Source organism: Oligoflexus tunisiensis (assembly GCF_001748245.1).
GTDB lineage: Bacteria > Bdellovibrionota_B > Oligoflexia > Oligoflexales > Oligoflexaceae > Oligoflexus > Oligoflexus tunisiensis.
The window spans coordinates 4,708,154-4,734,579 of sequence record NZ_BDFO01000001.1; the positions used below are offsets into that span (position 1 = coordinate 4,708,154).

The 26,426-nt window shown below is 56.1% G+C and carries 20 protein-coding genes; 9 read left to right on the forward strand and 11 right to left on the reverse strand.

The window, feature by feature from the left end; all coding sequences use genetic code 11:
* Nucleotides 1-199 precede the first annotated feature (199 nt).
* Nucleotides 200-1,540: a glycoside hydrolase family 125 protein gene (locus OLTU_RS19475; protein WP_141734433.1), complete on the forward strand. Its 1,341-nt coding sequence runs from the start codon at nt 200-202 to the stop codon at nt 1,538-1,540.
* Nucleotides 1,541-1,744: 204 nt separating this feature from the next.
* On the opposite strand, the gene OLTU_RS19480 is transcribed toward OLTU_RS19475, so the two are convergent.
* Nucleotides 1,745-2,032 (reverse strand): RNA recognition motif domain-containing protein, encoded by a 288-nt coding sequence (locus OLTU_RS19480; RefSeq protein ID WP_141734434.1) that lies wholly within the window; start codon nt 2,030-2,032, stop codon nt 1,745-1,747.
* Between the two features lie 308 nt (nt 2,033-2,340).
* Between OLTU_RS19480 and OLTU_RS19485 the strand changes: the two genes are divergently transcribed.
* Nucleotides 2,341-3,168 carry a sensor histidine kinase gene (locus OLTU_RS19485; protein ID WP_141734435.1) on the forward strand — a complete coding sequence of 276 codons (828 nt, stop codon included), beginning with the start codon at nt 2,341-2,343 and terminating at the stop codon, nt 3,166-3,168.
* Here OLTU_RS19485 and OLTU_RS19490 read toward each other — a convergent pair.
* Both OLTU_RS19490 and OLTU_RS19495 read right to left on the reverse strand, forming a co-directional pair.
* Complete coding sequence (locus OLTU_RS19490; RefSeq protein ID WP_141734436.1) at nt 3,140-3,796, reverse strand: response regulator; 657 nt, start codon at nt 3,794-3,796, stop codon at nt 3,140-3,142. The two genes, OLTU_RS19485 and OLTU_RS19490, sit on opposite strands and share 29 nt — an antisense overlap.
* 66 nt (nt 3,797-3,862) lie before the next feature.
* Nucleotides 3,863-5,275 (reverse strand): M16 family metallopeptidase, encoded by a 1,413-nt coding sequence (locus tag OLTU_RS19495; RefSeq protein WP_141734437.1) that lies wholly within the window; start codon nt 5,273-5,275, stop codon nt 3,863-3,865.
* Nucleotides 5,276-5,376: 101 nt separating this feature from the next.
* Here OLTU_RS19495 and OLTU_RS19500 point away from each other — a divergent pair, with 101 nt between their 5' ends.
* Complete coding sequence (locus tag OLTU_RS19500; protein ID WP_141734438.1) at nt 5,377-6,192, forward strand: hypothetical protein; 816 nt, start codon at nt 5,377-5,379, stop codon at nt 6,190-6,192.
* On the opposite strand, the gene OLTU_RS31995 is transcribed toward OLTU_RS19500, so the two are convergent.
* Nucleotides 6,175-6,522: a ribbon-helix-helix domain-containing protein gene (locus OLTU_RS31995; protein WP_176736777.1), complete on the reverse strand. Its 348-nt coding sequence runs from the start codon at nt 6,520-6,522 to the stop codon at nt 6,175-6,177. The two genes, OLTU_RS19500 and OLTU_RS31995, sit on opposite strands and share 18 nt — an antisense overlap.
* A 66-nt stretch (nt 6,523-6,588) precedes the next feature.
* On the opposite strand from OLTU_RS31995, the gene OLTU_RS19510 reads away from it, so the two are divergent.
* From OLTU_RS19510 to OLTU_RS19525, 4 genes are all read left to right on the forward strand, one after another.
* Complete coding sequence (locus OLTU_RS19510; RefSeq protein ID WP_141734440.1) at nt 6,589-9,492, forward strand: DEAD/DEAH box helicase; 2,904 nt, start codon at nt 6,589-6,591, stop codon at nt 9,490-9,492.
* 132 nt (nt 9,493-9,624) lie between these two features.
* Nucleotides 9,625-10,791, forward strand: coding sequence for a tetratricopeptide repeat protein (locus OLTU_RS19515; RefSeq protein WP_141734441.1), 1,167 nt, complete (start codon nt 9,625-9,627; stop codon nt 10,789-10,791).
* Between the two features lie 102 nt (nt 10,792-10,893).
* On the forward strand, nt 10,894-14,118 hold the full coding sequence (locus OLTU_RS19520; RefSeq protein ID WP_176736778.1) for a bifunctional cytochrome P450/NADPH--P450 reductase: 3,225 nt from the start codon (nt 10,894-10,896) through the stop codon (nt 14,116-14,118).
* A 161-nt stretch (nt 14,119-14,279) separates the two neighbouring features.
* Nucleotides 14,280-14,537 carry a DUF493 family protein gene (locus OLTU_RS19525; protein WP_141734443.1) on the forward strand — a complete coding sequence of 86 codons (258 nt, stop codon included), beginning with the start codon at nt 14,280-14,282 and terminating at the stop codon, nt 14,535-14,537.
* 4 nt (nt 14,538-14,541) lie between these two features.
* On the opposite strand, the gene OLTU_RS19530 is transcribed toward OLTU_RS19525, so the two are convergent.
* From OLTU_RS19530 to OLTU_RS19550, 5 genes are all read right to left on the reverse strand, one after another.
* Nucleotides 14,542-15,264, reverse strand: a complete 723-nt coding sequence (locus OLTU_RS19530) for an ABC transporter ATP-binding protein (RefSeq protein WP_141734444.1) — start codon at nt 15,262-15,264, stop codon at nt 14,542-14,544.
* A complete protein-coding gene (locus OLTU_RS19535; RefSeq protein ID WP_218110140.1) occupies nt 15,261-16,916 on the reverse strand; it encodes a branched-chain amino acid ABC transporter ATP-binding protein/permease in 1,656 nt (551 codons plus the stop codon). Before OLTU_RS19535 ends, OLTU_RS19530 begins: the two co-directional genes overlap by 4 nt.
* Nucleotides 16,917-16,923: 7 nt before the next feature.
* Complete coding sequence (locus OLTU_RS19540) at nt 16,924-17,844, reverse strand: branched-chain amino acid ABC transporter permease (protein ID WP_141734446.1); 921 nt, start codon at nt 17,842-17,844, stop codon at nt 16,924-16,926.
* A gap of 15 nt (nt 17,845-17,859) precedes the next feature.
* A complete protein-coding gene (locus tag OLTU_RS19545; protein WP_141734447.1) occupies nt 17,860-19,044 on the reverse strand; it encodes an ABC transporter substrate-binding protein in 1,185 nt (394 codons plus the stop codon).
* Nucleotides 19,045-19,132: 88 nt separating this feature from the next.
* Nucleotides 19,133-20,611, reverse strand: coding sequence for a flippase (locus tag OLTU_RS19550; protein ID WP_141734448.1), 1,479 nt, complete (start codon nt 20,609-20,611; stop codon nt 19,133-19,135).
* A 113-nt stretch (nt 20,612-20,724) separates the two neighbouring features.
* Here OLTU_RS19550 and OLTU_RS19555 point away from each other — a divergent pair, with 113 nt between their 5' ends.
* On the forward strand, nt 20,725-22,683 hold the full coding sequence (locus OLTU_RS19555) for a SpoIIE family protein phosphatase (protein WP_176736779.1): 1,959 nt from the start codon (nt 20,725-20,727) through the stop codon (nt 22,681-22,683).
* A gap of 73 nt (nt 22,684-22,756) precedes the next feature.
* Here OLTU_RS19555 and OLTU_RS19560 read toward each other — a convergent pair whose 3' ends face one another.
* Nucleotides 22,757-23,473, reverse strand: coding sequence for a M12 family metallopeptidase (locus tag OLTU_RS19560; protein ID WP_141734450.1), 717 nt, complete (start codon nt 23,471-23,473; stop codon nt 22,757-22,759).
* Between the two features lie 261 nt (nt 23,474-23,734).
* Here OLTU_RS19560 and OLTU_RS19565 point away from each other — a divergent pair, with 261 nt between their 5' ends.
* Nucleotides 23,735-24,484 (forward strand): enoyl-CoA hydratase, encoded by a 750-nt coding sequence (locus OLTU_RS19565; protein WP_141734451.1) that lies wholly within the window; start codon nt 23,735-23,737, stop codon nt 24,482-24,484.
* Here OLTU_RS19565 and OLTU_RS19570 read toward each other — a convergent pair whose 3' ends face one another.
* Complete coding sequence (locus OLTU_RS19570; RefSeq protein WP_141734452.1) at nt 24,485-25,966, reverse strand: sensor histidine kinase; 1,482 nt, start codon at nt 25,964-25,966, stop codon at nt 24,485-24,487. It lies immediately after the preceding gene.
* Nucleotides 25,967-26,426: the final 460 nt, after the last annotated feature.

Here is a 26,426-nt window from a genome sequence, read left to right on the forward strand (position 1 = left end):
CCCAGGTAAAGTCGCAATCGACTCGGGGAAACGCAACAGAAAAGGCAAACCCGGGGATGGGAGCGGACTCATCCGGGCCAACCGTCGTGGGTAAATGATCGCAGGACGCATATACTGCTAGGAGCGCGGTGTTCCTTGGGTATACTGCGCTTGAAACCGGTGACGACGTTCTGCAACCATCATAGGGGAAGAGGAGAACATGGTGACTGCCAAAAGCCGCTATTCGAATCGCCGGCCACCTGAGAGCCAGCGCTGTTTTTCCAGTCCGCGTGTCGAGGAACTGATTCGTGAGATCTGCGGATTTCTGCCCAACCGTGAACTGGCCTGGCTGTTTGAAAATTGCTTTCCCAATACGCTGGATACGACCGTGTTCTTTGATCCGGATGAACCGGACAGCTTTATCATCACCGGAGATATCCTCGCCATGTGGCTGCGGGATTCCAGTGCTCAAATCTGGCCTTATCTGCCTTTGGTCCCGGAGGATCCGATTCTCGACCGGTTGTTCCAGGGCGCCATCCATCGGCAGGTCCAGTGTCTCCTGCTCGATCCCTATGCCAATGCCTTTTATCAGGAGGCTCGCGAAAGTCCCTGGCACACCGATCGAACGGAGATGAAACCAGGTATTCATGAACGGAAGTGGGAGCTCGACAACCTTGCTTATTTTCTGCGGCTTTCTCATGGCTACTGGCAGCTGACCGGCTCGTCCGCACCGTTCGGCGATCGCTGGGTTCAGGTCGTGCGACTCGGATGCCAGGTGATCGTCGAACAGATGAGCGCGACGCGCAGTGAGTATTATCACTTCCAGCGTCTCACCGATACGCCGAATGAAACCTTGCCGCTGGCGGGAATGGGCAACCCTGTCCGCCCCTGTGGTCTAGTGGCCTCCGCCTTCCGACCGTCTGATGATGCCTGTATTTTTCCTTACCTGATTCCATCCAATGCCATGCTTGTGGTGTCGCTGCGCAACGTCGGGGTGATGACGGAGAAGCTGGGTTTCATGGATCTGGCGCAGGAGTGTCGGCAGCTCGCCCAGACCATCGACACCGGCATCCGCGAATGGGGTGTTGGGGAGCATCATGATGGGGCGGTTTTTTTCTATGAGGTGGACGGATACGGCAGCCGCCTCTTTATGGACGACGCCAATATCCCGAGTCTGCTCTCACTGCCCTACTTGGGTTATGTGCATGGAGACGATCCGGTTTATCAGAACACGCGTTCGCTCTTATGGAGTGAAGCAAACCCCTATTTTTTTAAGAATGAACATTATGAAGGAATCGGCAGTCCGCATACGGGCCTCGGCTATATCTGGCCGATGAGTCTCATGATGCAGGCCATGACGAGTGACAGCGATGAAGAAATCCGGCGCGCGCTCAGAATTTTAATCGCCACCCATGCCGGCACCGGGTTCATGCACGAGTCCTTCCATCGGGACACGCCCGAGGACTTTACACGCTCATGGTTTGGCTGGGCAAACTCCCTTTTCGGCGAACTGATTCTCCATCTCTACCGCCGACGGCCCGACATTCTGCAAAGTGTCTAAGGTCCCCCCCATTGACGGCCGGATGAGGAAAGAGACAAGGCGCGAGGGAGGCGAGCAGCGGAGTTGGCATCAGCCAATGAGCAGCGCAGCCGACCGAGCAACGCAGTATCTTTCCTCATCCGGCCGTCAATGAGAAAAGGCACAGGGACTGACCCTGTGCCTCTTGAATATTTGAAACGACAATAGTCCGAAGACTATTCCCGATCAAAAACTTTCGGAACGCGAGTCGCGAGGACCGCGCTTTCTGTTGTCGATGGCTTCCGACACTTTAACGCGACGGCCGTCGACTTCCTGACCATCGAATTGAGCGATGGCTTCGCTCGCATGCGCGGGATCAGCAAAAGTCACAAAACCAAAGCCTTTGGAGCGGCCGGTTTCGTAATCTGTGACGATCTTGACTTCCTCGATCGCGCCGATGGCTTCGAATACGCTTCGCAAACCTTCTTCGCTGGTTCTAAAATTCAAGCCACCGATGAACAACTTTTTACTCATACAAACAAAACCTTAACAAAAGAGTCTTAAAAAGCGAACGCTGTTGGGACAGCTTCACTGGAAAACCTGGTATTCACGATGATAAGGGAAAAAGAGACAACGGTTGCTTTTACCTTCATGAGGATGCTTGCGAGGCGACTTTTCCTATCGGAGCCCTGACTTTCTTATTATTCTATCATGCTTCTGCCAAAGAACAATCGCTAAAATACGCGCCAACCCTTTTTGTTCGGTAAGAAGCGGCTATCTTACCGAAGTTTCATTGAAGTTTCCGGCTTTTCTGTCGACACACCCAACGGGAGTCGCAATTCATGCTATCGCCATTCACAGTCCTGCTGATGATTCTGGCCACCTGCCTGCTGGGGCTGGTCTTTTACTCTATGCATAGGGTAAGAAAGGTCATGCAGGAGCGCGATCAGAAGGCAGCGGACCTGCAGGATGCACGGGGCCTGCTTCACATCCTGACCCATGATCTTTCCGGAACGCTGTTCATTATCCAGTCCATGGCCGAACTGCAAGGAACCCGACCGCTTGACTCCAGGGTTCATCAGGCATTCGCCCGCATTTTTCAGGCCGCCGACAGCGCCCAGGCCATGCTGAAGACCGTCAAGGAATTGGAAGCGATCGAGGCGGGAAAGGTGGACTTCGTGCTGAAGCCGGTTCCGTTAGGCGCCACGCTGCAGGCCACGCTCGATCGCCTGCAGCCACTGGCCGACGCCAAGCAGATTCGCATCACACTCGTCACGGATGTTCCCGTTCATCTTCGTGTGCTCGCCGAACCAACTCTGCTTGAATACACGATCCTGCATAACCTTCTGGTCAATGCCATCAAGTTCTCCCGGCCCCAGGATACGATTGAAATTTTGGTGAATCCGAACAATGAGCAGAGGGTGGCGGTTCATATCAAGGATCATGGCATGGGAATACCGGAAGGTCTGCTTCTGAATCTCTTCTCACCGAGCGGCAAAACCAATCGTCCGGGAACGGCCGGGGAGAAAGGCACAGGCCTGGGTCTGCCTCTGGTTCAGCGCTATGTGAATAAACTGGGTGGCACGGTCGCGGTTCGATCCCAGGCGCGAGAGGATCATCCTGATGATCACTGGACGGAATTTACGGTGACCTTGAAAAAAGCCGGCTGACAAGATCCGCATGTTCCTGGCTCAGCGCTTCGACCAGCTCACTGGCATTCTGAATTTCTGTCTGAATGGAAATGCCCTGCGCTATATTTTTCAGATAGCCTTGGATTTCCGCGGATTGCGTCTGGCCGGTGCCCTTGTTCTGACTAATGATTTGCTCAGCCTGGGCAAAGCGTGACTCATAAACTGACGACAGGTTGCGCAGAAGGCCGATCAGCTCCTGGCTCGCATGCAGAAGACGGCTCGAAATATTTTCCCTGCGGCCATAGGCCACGGCCTGCGCCGTGTAATGAATGAGTTCCTGGTTGCGCACCGGCTTTTCCAAAAGAAAATGGCAGCCGGAATTCAGGGCCTTGATCGCCAGTTCCTTGTCAGCCACGCCCGTGAACATGATCAAAGGAGCGGCGATATTCAGCTCCTGGACGCGTTCCAAAAATTGCAGACCGTTCATCTGGGGCATGCGAAAATCGGCCAGGATCACGTCCGTCTGGTGGCCGGTGGCCAATGCCTCCAGCGCCGCAGCAGGTTCATGGAACGGGCTGATCTCAAAACCCTGACTGCTCAGGACTTCACCGCAGGTCTCCAGAATTTCCTTATCATCGTCCAAAAGAAGGACGCGGCCTTGTTCCATATTCCCACCTGGCTTTGATTAGCTTTGATTATAGGCCAAAACAGCAGCGGGCGTCCAGCCTCAAGGTCAAGGCTGCGGATGGTGCAGACGGCCTGTGGGCCTCGGGAAAAGCATGAACGCCTGGCCCTGAACCTTGTCTGGAGGCGGATTTCCGGGTGTTCGCGGATCGAGCACACCCAGGACTCGATTATTGTGTGTGAGCCAGCGTGCGGCATCCTTCACGTCCTTGGGCTGCAGGTGATGACCCACAGATTCCTCCCGTGCCATGCGCTGCCAGCCGCCCAGCACCTCGTATTCACCGAGTTGCATGGTCAGGGCGCGGGTATCGCGGATCAGCTCCGCCCAGGCCTGATGATTTTCCTTTTGGAACAACGGAAGATCATGTGACCCACAGGACAGGGCCGCATCCTCCACCAGACTGGACATTCTTTGCGCCACCTGCAAGGGATCCTGGCCACGAGCCGGGCGGGCCATGAATGCGATAAAGCCTTCATCCGCGGATTGCTGCACAAAACCAAAGGCATCCTCGACCCATCCGGTTCGCACCAGTCGGGTTTGGAGTATGCTCTGCGGGCTGCTGACCAGGCAATGCACCAGGGCCTGAGCCGGTGCATGGTTCGCATCCGTACCAAACATGGCCCGATACAGAACGCCGACATAAGCGGGCGCGCCCGGCCGGGAGAGAGTGACCTGACGCGCGCCCTGCTGAGCTCGCAGGGGAAGGACAGACTCCTCGCGAAGTTTCAAATTGGGGATGCCCGCAAAATATTTTTCAATCAAACGTCGGGCCTCATGCGTTGCAAAATTACCGCCCAGACTGAGCACGGCAAGGTTCGGTCCATAACGCCTATGATAAAAGGCCCGCAAATCCTCCGCGCGACTTTCCAAAAGTCCTTCCTGCAGGCCGAAGGTATCCCGTCCATAGGCATGATGGGGATAGGCGATGCGCAGCATTTCCTTCAGCAGGGGCTGAAAACCCGACTGCCCGCTTTGTTCCCATTCCTTTTTCACAGCGGCCATTTCCTTTTGAATGGCGGCATCACTTAACACACCATGCCGCATGCGATCCGCTTCCAAGGACAGAGCGAACTCCAGGTTTTCAGGGGAAGCCGGCAGCGTTGCATAATAGGTGGTGCGATCCGCGTTGGTGTTGGCATTGAATCGCGCCCCGCGCCGTTGCCATTCCTTCGGGATTTCGGGATACCGCTGCGTGCCTTGAAAAAGGAGATGTTCCAGAAGATGAGCCATCCCGTATTCACCAGGTTTTTCGTGTTTGGCTCCGGTCCTGTAAACGATATTGACAGTGAGTTCCGGCTGCGAGGCATCCGGATAAAGCAAGACTTTCAGACCGTTGGGCAGAGTAAACGCGGTCACCCGGGAAGGGTCGAAGCGATTGACGGAAAGTTCGTCAGCCCAGGCCCCATCCCCAGGCTCCGAACAAAGCAATAGTATGAGTATTGTCCATAGGATACGGAACACAGGCCACCCACTTTCTGTTCATACCTTGGAAGAAAAGCAGGTCTCATGCCACCTTTAACCAGCCTGTGATAAAATATCCGGAAATAACAGGGGACTTTCCAATGATTGAGGCTCTTCTTCCATGGATTGAGACCGAGCAGCTTTTTGCTGTTCTCCTGGAACAGGATCGTGAGGCCGCGCCGGGCACATTGCCGTTGGCCCGTCCACCGGCGGTGCAGGATCAAATCCTGTTAAAACGCATGGTGCCGGCGGACCTTTATCGCACGGCGATGCAGACCGGCTGGGTTGGTGTGCATGCCTTGAGCTTTGCTCTGCGGCATCGCATCACCGAATTGCAGCTGCTCTTTCATCGACACTACGAACAGGTGGACGTCCCGCTGCAGCAATGCCTGCTCGACAGCTGGCAGCGCATCCATGGGCCCGATGTTTTACCCCTCTTTGGTTTCTCGCCACTCGGCATTCATGTCAGCTGGCGGCCGACTGGTTTATGTCGCGCGTTCGATGCCTACAGTCTTTGGTCCTGCGTGACACCCACCAGGGGAATTTTTTGTGAGGCGCACGCGGCGGAAGCCTTTTGGAATCCGCAGGACGGCGCGACTCAGCAGGCGATCATGTTCCGCTACTATGCGGAGCTTCACAATTTTTCGCAGTATGGGGAAACGGATCTTGAGGATATGCTCGGCACGTTTTGGAAACGCTACCGGACGTATACGGCCAGCAATCTTGATGAGGCCATGGCCTATTTTGGTTTGCGGGATGTGAAGGATTTGCGGGATTATGGGACCCAGGCTTTGCGCCGCAAGTTTTTGCAACTGTCCCTGATCCATCATCCCGACCGCGGCGGCGAGGAGAAGGACTTTGTGCGTCTCCAGACACATTATCAGCGTCTGAAACTTTATTTAGCCGAGGTCTCTTAGTAACGCTGGCGTACCTGCAAAGCGCATGCGAGCCTGCACCTCTTCAAAGTTGGTGGCCAGTCCGGTCACCACATCAGCGGGCGTAAAAGGATCCACACCTTCAGGCAAAAAGGCATCCAAGGGAGCTTCGTCATGACGCGTGGCACTCGGGCGCGTTTTTTTGGAGGCCTTGGGAGTACCCGCGGACAGACTTTCCCGTATGGCCCGACGCACCAACTCATCCACGGAGACCAGCGATTGCGCTGCCTGGCGTTCAAGCTGCGCCAGGAGTGTGTCATCGAGTTGAACCGTCAACGTCGAGGGCTTGCGAGACACTCCGCTGTTAGGCATCTTTATAGACCTCCAGGATGGGCTGAATTTTAAAAGCCATAATAACACACTGAGGTCGCGAGAGCTATGGAAGATCTGTTTGAAGCGGTACGGGAAAACGCCAGCAAGGATGCCTGGTCGCGCGGCGTGGAGCTGGCGCGACAGGATGCGGTGACCGGCGATCGCAGCTCGAACGAGGAGATTGTCCTGCGTGTGCTCGATCGCAAGACGGGAGTGAGCGCTGTCATCACACTCCTGCCCGAGGATCTTGACTGGAACCGCGACTGCGCCTGCAAGGTCGATCCCTGTCCGCACGTGACCGCGGCCATCATTGCCCTCAAGCGGGCCCATGAGCAGGGCCAGGAACTGCCCAAATCAAAAACTGCCGCCGGCACGATTGTGCATGCGTTCACACGCGATCATGGAGCCTTGCACTTCGAGCGCGTGATCAGCCTCGATGGGAATTTGCAGCTGCTGACCGCACCGTTGACCAGCATCTCCACCGGTCGCGTGACCAGTCTGCCGGTGACCCCGACCAAAGTCGACCTTGCGGTGGAATCCGCCCTGCAAGGCGATCGTCGAGGCCGTCTGCAGGCGACCACCATCGCCCGTATTCTGCCTTTGCTCGTGGAGGCTGAGGTGACATTGGATGGCCAGCCCTGTTCCGTGCAGCGCGAACCCCTCGGCCTTGTGATTGCGCTGCGGGATGAAGGCATCGGCATTCATGTTCAGGGAAGGCGGGACGCACGCATAACCGAGACCTTCAGCAACGGTGCCGTCCTTGCCGCCGATGGCCTGCATCCGCAGGCGGAACTTCATCTCGATCCCGACGAACGGCAGATGCTGGTCGCCGGCTTTCATGTGCCCTTACGGGATCTCGAAAAATTTTCCAGTGAAACTCTCCCCAAGTGGGAACGTCGTTTCCGTATCGAAAATAGTGCGAAGAACATGCCGAAGTTCGTCGAGGCCGAGGCCCGCCTTGATCTGTATATGGAGGCCCAGGGGAATGAACTCTGGCTGCAGCCGGGTATCGTCTATGGCGATCCACCGATCGCCCGCATACGGGATGGTGTGTTCCGTCCCCTCGGTTCGGATGTTCCCATTCGCGATGCGGATCGTGAACGCAAACTCAAGGATGATCTTTGGCGACAGTGGGGCATGGAACTTTATCAGGGTCGCCTCTATGCAGCGCCGGAAGCCATTCGCATCGTGGAGCATTTCCAGAACTGGGATGGCACGATCAGCGGCGATGGTTTCCGGCAGTTTCGTAAAATGGGCCGGCTGAAGGCGGATGTGAAATGGCAGGAGGGTCGACTGCAGCTCGGTATGGAACTCGAAGGCCAGCCGGGAAAAAATCAGGTGGATGGGGCCGCGGCCCTGCGAGCCTGGGAGCGCGGGGAAAGCCTTGTGCCCTTGCTGGATGGAGGTTTTGCCGAGCTGCCGCGTGACTGGCTGGCCCGCTTCGGCCGCCAGATTCTTGATCTTCTGCTTGCGCAAGAGCACCAGGACGCGCTTCCGAAATCGGCGTTGCCTCAAGTCATTCAACTGTTGGAAGAGCAGGGCCAGGACAGTCCTCCGGATCTGCAGCCTTTCCGCCGTTTGCGCCTTTTCGACTTTCATCAGGCCACCCCGCGACTGCCGCGGGATTTTCGCGCGGAATTGCGGGCCTATCAAAAGCAGGGCGTGGCCTGGCTGCAGCATCTGCAGAGTCTGGAACTCGGTGCGTTGCTGGCGGATGATATGGGTCTTGGAAAAACGGTGCAGGCCATCGCCACGCTGGCCTCCAAGGGCAATCTGATCATCGCCCCGACCAGCGTTCTGCCCAACTGGAGGCGCGAACTGGAGCGCTTCCGCCCCGATCTGCGGGTGTCCCTGTATCATGGACCGCAAAGGCAGTGGGATCCCAAAGCCGATGTGGTGCTGACGAGCTATGGCCTTGTGCGCAGCGAGGAGGCCCGTTTTGCCGAAGCTTCGTGGAATACGCTGGTGCTTGATGAGGCACAGACCATCAAGAATCCGGAAAGTCGCATTGCCCATGCCGTACAAAAGTTGAAAGGCACATTCCGTCTCGCTCTGTCCGGAACTCCAGTGGAAAACCGCCTCGATGATCTTTGGAGTCTCTTCGCCTTTTTGAATCCCGGTCTTTTGGGAGGCCGCAAGGATTTCCGCGAACGCTTCAGCCGGCCGATCGAGAATGGCGAGCAGGCTGTGGCAGACCGCCTGCGACAGATCACCAAACCCTTTATTTTAAGGCGTTTGAAACGTGATGTGGCCCCTGAGCTGCCACCGCGTATTGAAAAAGTTCTGTATGCGGAACTCTGGCCCGAGGAACGGGAACTTTATACCGCGATCCAGGGCGCCACACGACGCGATGTCGTGGAAAAATTGCAGGCCGGCGGTTCGGTGATCGAAGCCCTTGAAGCTCTTTTGCGCATGCGACAGGCCTGCTGTCATCCGGCGCTGCTTCCGCAGCAGTCGGCACCGCACTCCTCGAAGCTGACCGTTCTCATGGAAAGCCTGGAGGTGGCGCTGGCGGAGGGTCACAAGGCTCTGGTCTTCTCGCAATGGACCAGCCTGCTGGATCTTTTGGAGCCCATCCTGGAAACGGCCGGCCTGCGTTATCTCCGTTTGGACGGAAGTACTGCGGATCGCCAGGCGGTGGTGGATGCCTTTCAGAATCCGGACGGTCCTCCGGTACTCATCATGTCGCTCAAAGCCGGTGGCGTGGGTCTGAACCTTACGCAGGCGGATCATGTCTTTATTCTGGATCCCTGGTGGAACCCCGCGGCCCAGGATCAGGCGGCGGACCGCGCGCACCGCATTGGTCAGGATCGAACGGTCATGATTCATCCGATCGTGGCCCTCGATAGCGTCGAGGAAAAGATACTGGAACTGCAGGCAGCCAAGCGGGCCCTGGCCGCCGCGGCCGTCGGGGAAGGCGCGGCCCTGCCCACGCTGACGCGCGACGACCTTCTGCAACTCCTCGCTTGAATTCCCAAAAGAGTCTGGTTTTGCCCAAGGGCCAGACTCACTCCCCCCGCTGCCTGTCAACCGTCAGCACCATTCTGCCGATATCATAGCCAATGGTCCGCTTTTTGGATCTGACGAGAGGAGTGGTTCACCTTGGGCAACTATGAAAAAGACCTGAGCGTATTGGTTCTTTCAGCGCAAAAAGACCACGCCGAAACCATTGTGAAGGCACTCAACAAGCTGGAAATTCAGAATATTCTGGTGATGGATAACGGCATCGATGCCCTGCAACAGATGACCGAACAGGCCTTTGGTTTTTTGATCTGCGATCAAAATATCCGCCCCATTTCCGGCTGGCAGCTGATCAAGGAAATCAAGACCTCCGACCGCATTCCGAACCGTCCCGTGATTCTGTTTGGCAGGGACTCCCAGCCTGAGAGCGATGAGGTTCTCAAACGCTATGGTCTGATCAAATACCTGCAGTTTCCCGTGCAAACCTCGGATCTGGACTTCACCATGGATTCAACCCTTTCGCTTTTCAATACCTCGGGAACACTCGAAAACAAATATTCCAAGGCCAAGGACTTCCTGATCAAAAACAAGTCCAGGGAGGCCATTGAACTCTACTCCGAACTGCGCGGTCTGACCAAAAACAGCGCCCGCAGTTCCCTGGGTCTGGCCGAGGCCTTCCTGCAGGATAAACAGATCGCCCAGGCGGAGAAGGTGATCGAGGAACTCTCGAAAAGTGATGAGGACTCACCCGCGCGCGCGCTGCTGCAGGCGAAAATCCTTTTGCAAAAAAATCAGGGCGAGCCGGCTGTCGATCTCCTCAGGAAAGTGCTGGATCAGTTTCCCAATGGCTTTTATTTCACCAGGGCCATCAAGCTGCTGATGGATTTTCAACAATTCCGTCTGGCGGCCCCGCTCTGCCACAGCGCGATGCGGGTCGGGATCGAGCGTCCGGAGTTTCTGCTTTGCCTTGGCAAGGATCGCTACAGTGAAGGCGATATGGAAGGCGCTCTGGATTACACGCAACAGCATGAAAGCGCCTTTGGCATGACCAGCGAGATCCATAATCTCCGTGGGGTCTGCTTCAAAAAACTCGGTGATCACAACCGGGCCATCGAATCCTATGAAGAGGCGCTGCAGCTGAATCCGACCGACGCCCGGGTGTATTTCAACCTGGCGATGTGTTCCATCCAGATGAAGCGCAATGACGAAGCCGTCCGCTATCTCGAACTCTGTCTGCAGTATGCCCCCGCCTTCCCGAAGGCACGGGAGAAACTCCAGCAGCTGCGCCGCAGGGCGCCCGCCGCGTGAGTGAGGTCGGCCGCCTAGGATCTTTCACCAGGTCACGCGTCAGGATTTCGGTTTCATGCTAAAATAAGTCCTCAATCAATCATGATCATGAGGACTGGACTTATGACGGCTGTGCATCCCATTCCGCATCCTCCGCGCCTGCCGATTATCGGCAACCTGCCCCAGGTTTTCGGTGACACCATCGTTCAGGAACTTGTGGCTCTGGCCCGACAATACTATCCGATCTATGAGATGGTGATTCCAGGAACCCGATTCTATGTCATCAGCAGTCATGAGCTGGTCCGCGAAGTCTGCGACGAAAAGCGCTTTCACAAGGCCGTCCACGGCGTGCTGATGGAAATCCGCCGTTTCGCAGGTGATGGGCTGTTTACGGCGCTGCCCGGAGAACCCAACTGGAGCAAGGCTCACAACATTCTTCTGCCCGGCTTTGGTTTGAAGCAGATGAAGGAGTATCTGCCCAAGATGCTGGAAGTGGCTCAACAGCTTCTTCAAAAGTGGCAGGTGGTCGGCGAACAGGGCATTGATGTATCCGCGGACTTCACCCGGCTGACGCTGGACACCATCGCTCTCTGCGGGTTTGATCATCGCTTTCGTTCGTTCGCCTCGGATCAGCTGCACCCTTTCCTGGATGCCATGATCCTGGGTCTCCAGAATTCCGCAGCCCGTATCAAGAAAACCAAATTGCAAAACGCCCTCGATAAAAAATCGGAAAGGCAATTCAACGCCGGCCGCGATCTGATGTTCCGCGTGGTGGATGAACTGCTGGCCGAACGCCATAAGAATGCCGAAAAGTTCAAGGACAAGGTGGATTTCCTGTCTCTCATGCTCAATGGGATGGATAAAAAAACCGGCGAAAAGCTCGACTTTGAAAACATCCGTTATCAGCTCATCACATTCCTGATCGCCGGCCACGAAACCACGAGCGGCCTTCTCTCCTTTGCCACCTACTTCCTCGTGTCCCATCCTGAAGTCATGCAGAAGGCCGTTGAGGAAGTGGATCGCGTACTGGGTCGGGATCCGGACTATCAGCTGAGTTTCAAGGATATTGGCGACCTGAAATATCTGAACCACGTGCTGCGGGAAACCTTGCGCCTCTGGCCCACCGCTCCCGCTTTTGCACGCACGCCCTATGAAGACACGATCATCGGCGACCGCTATGAAATCAAGAAGGGTGAAGAGGTGCTGGTGCTTCTGCCGGCCCTGCATCGTGATCCGGCGGTGTGGAAGGACCCCGAAGCTTTCGATCCGGACCGTTTTGCGGCCGGTGCGGAAGACAAAATTCCGGAATACGCCTGGCGACCTTTTGGAACCGGGGCTCGTTCCTGCATCGGTCAGCACTTTGCCATGGTCGAAGCCACGGCCGCGCTCGCTCTGATTCTGAAGCACTTTGAAATCAAGGGTGAACCCGACTATAAGCTGAAGGTGAAGGAAACCCTGACCCTGAAACCTGCCGATTTCCGCATCAAGGCCTTTCCCCGTCTGCCCCTGCATCGGGCTCCGGTGGCTTTCAAAGCGGAGGACAGAGTCCCGGTGGCAACGCGCGAGCAGGATGAAATGATTCTGCCCCAGCATGGGACCGCGCTGGCCATTTACTATGGTTCCAATATGGGCACCAGCGAAGAGCTGGCTCAACGTCTCGCGCAGCAGGGCAGGCGGCTCGGATTTGTGGCCCGCGTGGCCGCGCTTGATGATGCCGTCGAGGCCATGCCCAATTCCGGGATCGTGTTGATCGTCACAGCCACATACAACGGCATGCCTCCGGATAACGCACAGCGTTTTGCCGAGTGGATGCGATCCGATCGTTTCCGCGTCGATGGTTTGCGCTTTGCCGTCCTCGGCTGCGGCAACACCCAATGGAAAACCTTCCAGGCCTTTCCGCGGGAGATCGATCGGACACTGGCAGCCAAAGGCGGCATCCGCCTTCTCGATGCTGGTGAAGCGGATGCCAATGCGGATTTTGAAAACGGCTGCGAACAGTTCACCAAGGGTTTCTGGAAGGAAACCCTGGAGGAACTGAATCTGGAATTGCCCACCCGGGGCCTGAACCGTGCCACCCCCAAACGCTACCAGGTGCAGGTGGTTCAGCATTCACCCCTGCGTCCCCTGCATGCGAGCTACCAGGCGAAGCCGTTCCGCGTCGTGGCCAATCACGAATTGTATAAGGTCGAGGATGCCGATGGAACCGAACGTTCGACCCGGCACATCGAACTCCAGCTGCCGGAGGGCATGAGTTACCGCGTCGGCGATCATCTTGGTGTGTTCGCTCACAATCGTGATCATGTGGTTGAGGCCGTGGCGCTGCGCCTTGGTTTTGCGACCGATACCCTCGTGACCCTGGAGCAGCAGCAGAAGGAAGGCGGTTTTCTTCCCACCGGGCGCCAGGTCGCGCTCGGTCGACTCCTGCGTGAATACATTGAATTGCAGGAGGTCGTCTCCCGACGTCACCTGGAAACACTGGCGAGCCATTGCCTCGTGCAGGAGGAACGGCAGACCCTGAGCGGCTGGGCTCAGGATACCACCGCAGGTCACGCGCAGTATCAACAGGAGGTTCTGAACAAACGTCGTTCCATTTACGATATCCTCTGCGCTTTCCCCTCGTGCCATCTGCCGCTGGATGCCTTCCTGGATATGGCGGCTCCGATTCGCCCGCGGTATTATTCCATTTCCTCGTCACCCCTGACCCAGGCGCGCACCGTGTCTCTGACCGTGGGTGTGGTCGCCGGTCCGTCCCTGGCGGCCAATGGCACATTCAAAGGCGTCTGCTCGTCCTTTCTGCAGAGTCGTGAAATCGGCGATGCGATCTTTGCCTTTGTGAAAGCCCCGACCCTGCCCTTTACCCTGCCGCAGGATGCGGAACGCCCCATCATTATGGTGGGACCAGGCACAGGCTTTGCGCCCTTCCGTGGATTTTTGCAGGAACGTCTGGCTCTGAAAAATGCGGGGAAAAATCCGGGACCGGCGCTGCTGTTTTTTGGCTGCCGCTGGCAGGACAAGGACTTTATTTATCGCACCGAGATGGAAGGCTTTCAGCAGCAGGCGGTGACGGAACTTCATTGCGCTTTTTCGCATCAGGAGGGCAGTGCATTCCGTTATGTCCAGGACCGCATCTGGGAGCAGCGGAATCGGGTATGGGAGCTTCTGCAAAAGAATGCTGTGATCTTTGTCTGTGGTGATGGCCTGCAGATGGCGCCGGATGTCCGCGCGATGTTCGCCCGGATTTATGCGGATAAAACCGGCAAGGATGCGGCCGCTGCGGAGGCCTGGCTCAAGGATATGGAAAACGGACAGCGTTATCTGGTGGATGTGTTCGGACAGAAAAAAACCTGATCATGCCAACCTGACTTTTCCCCAATTTATTGATTTTCTTAGCATTTTGGACCGGGCGCAAGCCCGGCTCAATGCGCAATGCAGGCGCAGTCCTTGCAATACGCTCCCGATTTTCATAAGATGCCCTGTCCCTGTCAATCTCCAGGGAGAAAGGTGAACCCATGGCTTTTTTTGATCAACTCAAAAACAGATTGGACACGGTGCACACCTGGCCTTCGAACTACCTTTTTAAATTCATCGTGCCCATGCACAAAAAAGGCGAACTGCTGAACGTGCTCCCAACAGGTCTGATCGAGGAAAAGCTTTCCCGGACCGGTAAATATATCTCCATCAGTCTTAAGACCAGGGTCGAGGCTTCGGATGATATTATCGCAGTCTATAAGAAGGCTGCCTTGATCGAAGGCATCGTTTCCCTGTAACAGCTCACGCGCCCAGGTAAGCTGTTCTCACGCGGGAATCATGCAAAAGCTCCTGGGCCCTTCCTTCCAAAACCACCCGACCACTTTCCAGAACATAAGCCCGCTGCGCCAGACGCAGAGCCAGCTGTGCATTCTGTTCCACGAGCAGGAGCGCCATGCCCTTGGCATTCATCCCGCGCATGCGATCGAAAATTTCCGCGACCACCAAGGGGGCAAGTCCCAGACTCGGTTCATCCAGCAAAAGAAGTTTCGGTCGGGCCATCAGCGCGCGACCGATGGCCAGCATCTGCTGCTCCCCTCCCGACAGGGTTCCAGCCGATTGCTGGCGTCTTTCCTTCAGGCGCGGGAAAAGTTGATAGCCCTCCTCCAGGCTTTGCTGGTTGCCGGCCTTGTCCGCCCGATGCACAAACCCGCCGAGCTTGAGATTATCTTCCACGCTTTGCTGCGCCAGCACCATGCGACCTTCGGGGGAATGCGCGAGACCCAGCCTCACACGGGCGGCGGCATCGCATTTGCGCAGATCCTGTCCGGCCCAATGAATCGATCCCGCGGCCGGGCGAATCAAACCGGAAATGGCCCGCAGACAGCTCGTCTTGCCGGCTCCATTCGCACCGATCAGCGTGACGATTTCCCCCGCATTCACGTGAAGATTAACATCATGCAGGGCCTGAATGCCTCCATAGTGCACCGAGAGATCCTTGACCTGGAGCAGAGGGGCTTCCGTCATGCGAGGGCTTCCTCCGATCCCAGGTACGCACGCCGAACCTCGGGATCGTTTTGAATCGCAGCCGGCTCCCCCAGCGCAATGGTTTCTCCAAAATTCAAAACGGCGATGCGATCACAGATACCCAGCACCAGGGGCACATGATGCTCGATCAGAATCACCGTGATCCCAAAGCGATCGCGAATCTGTCGAATCAAAGCCTGCATGCCAGCCTTCTCACTCGGGTTCATGCCGGCGACCGGTTCATCCATCAAAAGAACCTCCGGTCGCGACATCAGTGCCCGCGCGAGTTCCAAACGCCTTTGATCTCCATAATTCAAATCACCTGCACAACGGCCCGCCTGCTCCAAAAGTCCGACAAATTCCATCCAGGCCCAGGCCTCCGCCTCCGCACCGGCAGGAAAGAGGGCGCGGCGCTGCTTCGCATCAAAGCGATGGGTGGCCGCGAGGATATTTTGCAAAACGGTTTGCTGGCGCAAAAGTCTTAAATTTTGAAAGGTGCGCATCAATCCCATGCGGGCCCGATGATGCACCGAGGCGCGCGTGATATCCTGACCAAGGAAACGAATGCTCCCGGACGTGACGGGCGCAAAACCTGTCAGGGCATTAAAGACGGTGGTTTTCCCGGCCCCGTTGGGTCCGATCAAGCCAAAGATTTCCCCGCGCTTGATGGCGAGCGAAAGACCATGCACCGCCTTCAGGCCACCGAACTGCACGTCCAGACCTTCAATCTGCAGAATCAGTTCATCGCCGCTCACGGGCGCCTCCCGCAGAGTGGGCCAGCTCGTGGGTCTCGGGTGTTTACGACGGCGATCCGGAATCAGACCGCGGGGGAGATAAAGACTGGCCAGCACGATCAAGGTTCCATTCACGACGAGGCGATAATCCTGCAGAGGGCGCAGGATTTCCGGCAAGGCGGACAGGACCGCGCCGCCGAGCGCAGCTCCCCAAACGGACCAGGGACCACCGATGACGACATACGCGAGGATATTGATGCTGGCATCAAAGGTGCCCTGCCTTGCATTCCACGTATTCAAAAGATGAGCACTGGCGGCGCCGGTGATGCCAGCGATGGCCGCACCCCAGGCAAAGGCCAGAGTTTTGCAGCGAGCCGGGTCGATACCCATGGCGGCGGCTGCATACTCATCCTCGCGCAAAGCCCGGAAGGCTTCCCCGATGCGGCTGCGCTCCATGGTGCGAACTCCGTAGAGGATGAGCAGGAACAGCGGTAAAAACAGCCAGAGATAACCCTGCTGCTCGGCGAAGACCTGGGGAATGGCAAAGATGCCGATGGCCCCTCCGGTCCATTCCAGATTCAAACAGGTCACCCGCACCACTTCAACCAGAGCGAGCGTGGCCAGAGCCAGATAAATGCCGCGCAGACGCAGCACCATGCGACCGATGGCCTGCGCGATCGCAAAGCAAAGGAGTCCGGCGAGCAGCATTTCCCCAAGCACCCAGGTCAAGGGGTAAAGACTGTCATCGGTCGCGGTGAAATATTTCGTGGAGATGAGCGCCGCCAGATATCCGCCGATGGCATAAAAGGCGGGCGAGGCCAGCGAGAGCTGACCGCTCATGAGCGGCACGTAGAGACTGATGGCGAGCAGGGCCTGCTGCAGCATCACGATGATAATAAACGCATCCAATTCCGGCATAAACATCTCAAAGTTTTTCCAAGGGCCGTCGTCCCAAAAGTCCCTGCGGGCGCAGCATCAGGCCGAGGAAGAGAAGCGCGAAGGCCACCGCCTCCTTGTAACCTGAATATTCCGCGGGCACGGCGGCTTCAATCAATCCCAGCAGAAGACCGCCGAGCACCGCACCGGAAATTTCGCCCATCCCGCCAAGCACAATCACCGCCAGGCCTTTTAAACCGAAGAGCAAACCAAAATGCGGTCCAGGTATGCTGAAGCCAGCGGCCACCAGGGTTCCGGCAAGACTGGCCAGCGCCCCGGACAGGGCAAAGGTCAGGACGATCGTCCGCTGCACGGGGATACCGAGAAGACTCGCGGTGCTTTGATTTTCCGCCACCGCACGCAGAGCCTTGCCCAGCATGGAAAAACGAAAGAGCAGGAGCAGGCCCGCCAGAGCCAAAAGGGAGACGAGCAGAATCACCAGCTGAATGCCGCGCAAACGCAGCTCGCCCCATTCCAGGAGCACGGGAATAAAGCTGAGGCTTTCAAGATCAAAGTTGCGAGTCTCGGCGCCATAAACCAACAGCAGGGCGTTGACCAGAACGATGGCCACCCCGAGGCTGGAGACCAGAGACAGCAAAGGCTCCGCCTTCCGCCGCCGCAAAGGTTCAAAGGCAAAGCGTTCGATCAGTGCGCTCAGACCAGCACATAAGAGAAGAGAGAGAGCAGCGGCCGCCAGAAACGGCAGACGCATGTCCGTTTCCCAAAGAGGCATCTGGCCCCCACCCCACTGTCCCGTGGTCAGACTCCAGGTGAGATAGGCTCCGACCGCAAACACCGCGCCCTGGGCGAAGTTGATAACCCCAAGCAGGGAAAAGACCAGAGCATAGCCCAGGGCGAAGAGCGCATAGACCGATCCAATGGAAAGACCATTCAGCAGGATCTGCAGCATGAAGCGTCGCCTCGCTTATTTCAGAAACGCAAACGTCCCGCTCTTGCTGTCCGCACCCATCCTGATCTCAGCCACATAAAAGGACTTCTGAATAATCTCACCGTCCTTATCGAAGCTGATGGGACCAAGAGCCGTCTGATAGCTCTGCTTCAGAATCTGTTGATTCAGCTCCTTCCGCAGCTCCTTCACATCATAGCTCGTGATCTTCTTTTTCTGATGCAGGGTGTTCAGCGCCTCGACCACGACCTGCACGGCTGTGAAGGCCTGCGCGGTAAACTGCCCCGGCATCTTTTTATATTTTTTCTGATAAAGATCAATCAGCACCTTGTTCATCGCATCAGGCGCTTCCGGTGAATAAGCCTGAGCGATCATGATGCCGTCGCAGTATTTTTGACAAACGGGAAAGACGTTCGGGGTATTGAGCCCGTTGCCACCGATGATCAAGCCTTTGTATCCGAGCTGTCGCAGCTGCTTGACAAGGTTGCCTCCATCCGCGGCGAGGCCGGAGATGATGACAAGGTCCGGCTTCACCTTCATCACTTCACTTACCTGGGTGGTGAAATCCGTATCGGTGGTCTGAAATTTTTGAATCGTGCTGAGATGCAGACGCTTGTCAGCTTTGACGGCAGCCTGAAAGGTTTGCGACTCCGAGGTATTAAAGGCATCGTTTTGCGCATACAGAACAGCCACATTTTTCACCTGAGGATTGCGCTTCAACGCCGCGTCGAGAGCATGAGGCGCGACGATGGCGATCGGCGCCGACACACGACTGACAAAGGTTCCAATCTGAGGAATCCCTTTGGCGGTATTGGAAGGGCCCACCACGGGAACCTTCGCCTTGTCCGCCAGCGGATCAGCGGCAAAAGCCTGTTGTGAAAGCGTAGGTCCGACGATGGCGACAACATTTTTGCGTAACAGGGCATTGAAGGCGTTGATGGCCGAAGCTTCATCACCCGCGGAATCCTCGACGAGCACCTGGATTTTGGTGCCACCGACGCCGCCCTTGCTGTTGAAATATTCCTCGGCGAGCTGCACACCCACGATCTGTTCCTGACCGAGGAGCGCAACATTGGACGTCTGAGACAGAGCGGCTCCGATGGGCAGGGGTTCCGCAATCACAGCCAGCAGCCGTGAACTCTGGGCCAGGATGAGAAGGGCACCGCCCAGGGCGATCCGTCGAACGCTTCGATTCGCAAGCATGGCTTTCTCCAACGCAAAGAGGGATGAACAGTCGTTCAAACTGCCCAAAAGCCGGCGAATTGTCAAACATCGCGGAACAATAAGTATGTCACGAAGTAAGAGTCGAACGCACCAGGCGGGAGAAGGCCTTGATTTCGGCCATGGTCACCAGTCGCGTCAGCAGCGCATAAAAGGGTGCCAGCGCAGCGATGGCCAGACGCTCCCAGAAGTTCAAGGCGACCATGGGTTCATAGAACAGCATGCCCAGCCAACAGGGGGCAAGGATGACGAGCATATTTTTAAAGAGCTTCAGGTCGAGTACCTGCGTGGGAAAGATGCGCGTCATGGCGAGGAAGGTATAAACCTCACAAATAAACGTACAGAACGTGACAGCCACCCCGGCGCCGCCTGGACCAAACTTCAAACCGATGGGAATCGCCACCATATCCAGCGCGACATTGATGATGAGCCCGATAATGAAGATGCGGGATATCTGGCCTCCCGGGCTCGACAGGTAAAGGCAGGCGCCCGTAAACGTATTGATATACATCATGGTCAGGACAGGCGTTAAAAAGCAGACGATTTTATAGCTGGCCTGGAAGCCATCGCCATAGAGCAGCCGCGAAATATAATCGCCGAAGAGGATCAGGACCACACTCAAGGGCAGGGAGAAGACCAGAAGGAGGTTCATCAGCTGCTTATAAAGTTTTCCAAAGTTCCCTGCCCCTTCATGCAGAGCCTGCGACAACGCCGGCGTGAACGAGCTTTGCAGAATGGGAATCAGCAGCAGAAAAACGCCGATGAGCTTGTTGGCGGAACCAAAGTATCCGACCTCGATATCACTGCTCATGAAGCTGAGCATGTTGGTATCCGTCTCGGTAAAAAAGGTGGTCAGCACGCCGGCCATATAAAACGGCAGGCTGACCTTGAGCAGCTCCCGCAGCCGTTCCCGGCTGAAGCCTTCGCCGAAGAACTGATGCCGGCGCGCCTCACGCATCATGTAGAACAGACCAAAAATCTCGGACAGGGCATGCATGATCGCAACCAGCAGGATGGTCGGATGAAATTTAAAAATGACAAGGCAGCCCGCCACCAGCACAATTTTGACGACGACGTTGATGATCGAGACCAGGCGCACCTTATCGATCGCAATGAAGATCTTGTGCAGGATATTGCGCTGAAAATTAAAGGTTGCGGCATAGATGCCCATGATCATCACCGTGCCCCAGGTTTCCCAGCCGGCATCCCTTTTGAAAATCATGAGGCTGGCGAACATCGCGAGGCCGATGAGAGCGGCCATCAGAAGTTCCATCAGAACAATGGTGTCGAAGATATCCCGAACATGACCGTGGTTGCTCGGCACCGTGCGATTGATATAGGTGGTAAAGCCCAAGGGCAGAAACGCGAAAAAAGCGGTGGTGAAGGAATCCGCGAAATAGAATATCCCCATTTTTTCCGGACCCATGATCCGAGGCAGCAGCATCCTCAGAGCCAGGCCGATGACCATGGTGAGCCCCACGGATAGACTCAGAAGAGACACATTTTTCGCAATCTTGCGATGCACGCTCTGATCTTGCGTCTCATCCATGGCTGGCGCGTCCTTCTTCACGAGAGGCTTTTGGGTTTCTACCCAGTGTAGCACCCTGCCGCTCTTTAGAAATCACAAAAACACCCGATATTTGAAGAGTCGAGGAGGTGGACGTGCTGCGTTGGTATCATCATAAGAGTTCCTGGTTAGCCCTGCTGATCAGCGCGCTTGCCGCTCTGTTGCTTGTCACGGACGGGCTGGCGGATGCAGACAGGGAAGCGAAGCGCCAGGCAGAACACCTGAAGTACTGGTTCGACGCCAGTGGTCAAAGCGATTTCGCGGCAGCACAAAACCAGACTTTTCAGGCCATTCCCAAAAATTCCATCAGCTTCGGCTTCACGCAGGGCACGCTGTGGTTACGGGTGGATCTGCCTCCGGCGGCGGCGGATGCGAGTCCGTGGCTGGAACTCGATTCCGCGCTGCTGAGCCGCTGGGAGGTTTACGTTCCCGGTCAGGAGCAGCCGGTTTATGAGGCAGGCCTCAGCCGGCCCCGCGCGGCTCAGGATCGGCACCGTTCTCCGACTTGGCACCTGGATGTTGCGCCGGATCGTGGCGGGACCTGGTTTATCAAAATGCGTTCGGATCATGCGATCAATCTGAATCCGAAGTTGCATACGCAGCGAAGTCTGCGTCTCAAGGAAAAACGCGAGTCTTTTTTCCTGGGGGCCTACGCGGGTGTCATGCTGTTTACTTACATCCTCACGGTCTATATCTTTCTCCGGACCCGCCACCGCAACTTTCTGTACTACAGCTTTGTGCTGCTCTTTTTTCATCTGCTCTATCAGTTCACCTACAATCAGACCGCTTCCCTTTATCTCTGGCCGGACGCGCCCTGGTGGTCGAATCGTGCTGCGCTGCTGCTCGGTGAGTTCACACACCTCGTCGGTGCCGTGTTTGTCCGCGATACTCTGCAGACGCAGCGTTATGCGCCGCGGTTTGATGTAATCCTTCGGCTGATACCCCTGCGCTGTCTGTTCTTCATCGGCTGGGCTATCATCGACATGACGCCGGAAGCGATGAAGTATTCCACGATAGCCTCGATGCTGTGCCTCTTCCTCTATTATGGCATCGGTCTCCATATCTGGCTTCGCGGCTATGGGCCGGCGCGCTATTTTTCAATAGCCTGGCTTCCGGTTTTGGTGGGCAATGCCTTTGTGTTCATCCAGGATTTGAATGTCTGGGTGGCTTCCAGTCCCGCCTGGCAACAGACGATTCGTTTTGAATTTCCTGTGATCGGAGCGGCCATGCAGGCGATCCTTCTGGGTGTGGCGGTGGGTGACCAGTTCCGTCGCACGCAAAAGGAGCAGCAGGAGGAGCACCAAGCCCGGGAAAAATTGGAGCAGAGTCTGGACGATGCCCATACGGTGCAGGATGCCTTTATTCGAACCGATAGCTTCACCCCACGCTATGAAATTCGCAGCTCCCATCAGATGAGCGCCAAGATTGGAGGCGACTGGCTCGGCTATGCGTATGATGCCTCGCGCCAGCGTCTTCTTTTGGCGATTTCCGATGTCACCGGCCACGGGCTTCCATCCGCTTTGCTCACCGGCGCCTTGCACGGAGCCTTCTATGGTCTGGCAGCGGCGGATCCGATTCAATCCCTTGATGATGCGGACCTTCTGAAAGTCCTGATGGATCGGCTCGATCACGTTGTGCGCACGACGGCCCAGAATACGGGTTTAATGGCGACCATGGCTCTGGTCTGTATCAATCTGGAAACCTGGCGCGTGGAATATCGCAATGCCGGTCATACCCCGATTCTCATCAGCGGGCGGGCGGGGCAGCGTTTTATTCTGAAAGGCGGCTCGCCGCTGGGCATCAGCGATGAGCCGGATTTTGGGCATGAGTCCTGGCAGGCGGCGGCCGGGGATGTGATTTTTCTATTTACCGATGGCCTTCTCGATCAGACCGATACCGGGCAGCGCAATCACCTGAAAGCCATAGCCGAGCATATCCAGCCTGACCTCGCCATCGACCTTATTCATCAGCGCATCGAAGAGATGATGCAAAGGCACCAGCTGGCGCTGGAGGATGACTCCTCCTATCTGCTCTGCCGCCTGCGAGCAGCCTGAGGAGGCACCCTGTCTGTCAGTGCCGCCTATCTCCCCTGCCAGCTGCGAGCAGCCTGAGGAGGCACCCTGTCTGTCAGTCCTTCAACTCAGGATAAAGTGCCTGAATTCCGGCAATATCACCCTGGGAAAGTTTCGCAACCTTCAAATTGCAATAGGACATCACAGAATCATAGTCCGGGCGCCCGATGTAATCGATGTCGCCTGCAGATTCTCTGATGTTGTCATGGTTCTCACCCGCTTCGCATTCGCCACCGTCCGGATTGTAGTCCGTGCGCGTGTGCTCATGGAGAAGACCAAGGGCATGGCCTATCTCATGCAAGAAAGCACTGCGGGTCCCGGCAATGACCGTATCTCTTTTTCGACCTTCCTGGTTTGGATAGTCGTCATCCAGCTTGATCCAAAGCGTCGAACCGTTTCCATCGTTCAGGGCGCGCCGGGTCATGCCGACTTTTGATTTGCCACCACCATAGGAATAGCTGCTGTTGTTCCAATTGTAGACGTTCTTGAATTGAACGCGGATGATGGAGTCATTGTAATCCTGTGCCTCGCACTCACGCCATTTTCTAAAGTGGACACCGGCCTTCGCAAATTCGTTGACGGCCGTGTTCAGGAGGTCGCGGTAAATCTCCTGACTGACGACATCCTTGTTGGTAAAGCAGATCGGCACAAGCTTGGGATTCGGCCACCGGGCAGCATCGGCAGAGATCACGGAATCAGGTGATGAGGTGTTGGCAACTTTTCCGCAACTCACAAGCATCAGGATCGTAAAGCTCAAAGCAACAATCTTCATCGTTCACCCTTTCGCATGCATTTTGAATGTGGTTTCTTCATGAACAAAAACGGTGGCCGGCAACCTGAAAATGGCCTGTGCAGCATCCGGGCCAATTCATTCCCTTGTATTTTTCGAGCTTTATCGAGAGCTGATGTTGTATAGTTTGACGAAAAGGGGAATAAAGTCAGAATTGCGACTCTTCGCTGTCTCAAGCTTCCGCTTGCAAGTCCATCCAAATTGTTGATGATGAGCACCTGACCGTTCTCACAGGGAGTCCTCATGAGCACTCAAGGTATCCGCAGTGTTGTCGCAGGTTCGGTTCTGGAACTGGTTCTCGACCGTCCGGAGCGCAAGAATGCCTTTACCAGCGCGATGTATGCAAAACTCACAGACGAATTAACCCAGGCCGCCCAGCGGGATGACATCGGCACCGTTCTTTTGCGCGGTGAGGGTGGCAATTTCTCGTCGGGAAATGATCTTAAGGATTTCCTTGAGGCGCCACCCTCGGGGTTGGATGCGCCGGTCTTTCACTTTCTCACCGCCCTGGCAACTTTTTCGAAGCCTTTGATTTGCGCCGTGGAAGGCTTTGCGGTTGGAATTGGTACGACTCTGCTTTTGCATGCCGACATCGTGTATGCGGCGGACAATGCCCGTTTTCAGCTGCCCTTTATCAACCTTGGTCTGGTTCCCGAGGGTGGCTCCAGCCTGCTTCTGCCGCGGGTGGCAGGCACGAAAGCAGCTCACGAACTTCTGTACTTCGGCGAACCCTTCGACGCTCTGGCTGCGTTGCAATATGGTCTGATCAATCAGATCATAGACCCATCCCAGGTGGTGGAACACGCCCGGCAGCGGGCCCAGGTGCTGGCGGCGAAACCACGCGCGGCGGTGCAGGAATCGAAGGCCCTGCTGAAGAAACATCAGCACGAGGAGGTTTTGAAACACATGCGGGTGGAAGGCGAGGCCTTTATCGAGCGGCTCCGTTCCAAGGAAACCGCTCAGGCCATTCAAGCGTTTTTTGCCAAAAAATGATCAGGTCACGAGTTCCTGGCCCATCGGCGTCGGCATCTGCAGAGGCAGCTCGACGATAAACGTGGTGGCCAGGGCTTCGGCATCCAGTTGAATGCCCCCGCCGTGATCGGCAAAGATCCGGGAGGCGATGGTCAGACCAAGGCCACTGCCCTGCCCCAGATTTTTTGTGGAAAAGAAGGGCTGGAAAATGCGGGCGCGGATGCCGGTCGGCACACCCTGTCCGCTGTCGCTGATAATAATGCGCAGCCGGTCGCCACCTTCATGCACGACACGCTTCACTTCAATCGTGATGCGTTTGACTTCGCTGAATTCCAAAGCATCGCAGGAATTATTCAGGAGTATGAGCAGGGCATGCATCAGGTCCGCCACCCGGCCTTTGACCCAGACATCCCCGGTCTCATGTTTGATATCCAGATGAATTTCACTCTTTCTCATCCGTTGATCACAGAGGCTGATCACCTCCTGCAGCCAGGTTTGAACATTCAGAAACGTTTCCGCCGCTTCCTTCCGACCGCCGCCGAATTTTTGCAGTGTGCTGGTCAGAAGCGTGGCCTGGTCGAGGCTTTTCAAAATCACCGCCAGCTTTTGGCATACAACAGAATCCTTGTGACCGTTATCCTCAAGCCCCTGAACGATACGCCGCATGCGGTTCATGCTGCCCACCAGAATGCCCTGGAGCTGATAGCTGATCTGCACCGAGGAATGGCCGAGGCTGGTGGTCTTCGCCTGCTGATAAAGTTCCGACTGGCTGCGCTGCAGATCCTTTTCCAACTTCTTGAATTCCTTTTCCAGGGCTGTCAGCTGATCAGCGATCTCCAGGATCTGCTGGTCCTTCCTTTCCAGACGTTCGTCCGCTGCCTGCAGTTCCTCGCGCAGTTTTTCCATTTCATCATTCCGTTGGACGAGCATCAGCCAGCACAGACGAAAGCAAGCGGCCGAGCCGACGATAAAGGCACCGATAAACTGCGAGGAGATATCGAGGGGTTCATCCAGCAGATGGAAATTCACCTGCGACCAAAGTTGAATGGCGATCAATCCCAGCCATCCCCCAAGGAAGGCTGAGAGTGAGACATCCTGTTGATGGCGAATCGTCTGCGCCAGAAGCCAGGCCATGAGCAGCTGGGAACTGAATTGAGTAATCATGGCTCCATAGGACGCGAACTCCCACTCCATCAGTTCGAGTCCGGCACTGGCGGCACTGAAGAAGACCAGGCTGGCAAACAGAATTTTCATCCAGCGCGCAGGCAGAGACCAGTCCACCCAGACTAGACCGAGCAGAATATTGGCCCAGAAAACAGTTTGTTCCATGCCGAAGGTAAAGAGCTGGGTGGAATCCTCAAGATGCCTGAGCAGCGTCCAGCAAAGCGTCTGCACGGCCAAATGCAGGAGCAGCAGCCGACCACCTTTGTGGTCCCAAAACAGGCTGGCCGTCAGCAGCACCTGAAGCAGGAGCAGCCCCAACAGAATCGTAAACAGAGGCATAAAACCTCCCACAATTCGCCAAAAACCTTGAAATGACCCTTAGGGAAAACTTGAGGACTTATCGGTTGCAAACCTGGTGCAAAGTTAAAAAAATTTTAACTTCCGGTTTCAATTCCGGTCTTTGGCCTGTCAATGCCTTGGCCAATTGGGGTGGTAAGCCCCTATTTCTGCCCCGCGGTCAGAGTTTGAAAACGGAAACCATTTTGGGCCTCCGGCGGCCAGGCAAGACCCGAACTTGGCTGACCTTTATGTGCGATCGTCCCGGATTCTGACTTGTCGGCAGAATTCAAAAAGCAAGGTCCTGGCTGCAAGACAGTGCGATCAAAAAGGAAATCAGAAATCTCGATTCGGACTGACGAAACTTCGACCTCCTGCCTCAAACCCGGAGTCGTCCACCATGCGGTTTTTATTGAAATTCTGAATCCCTTGATTCCTGGCATATGCAATGCACAGGCGAGCT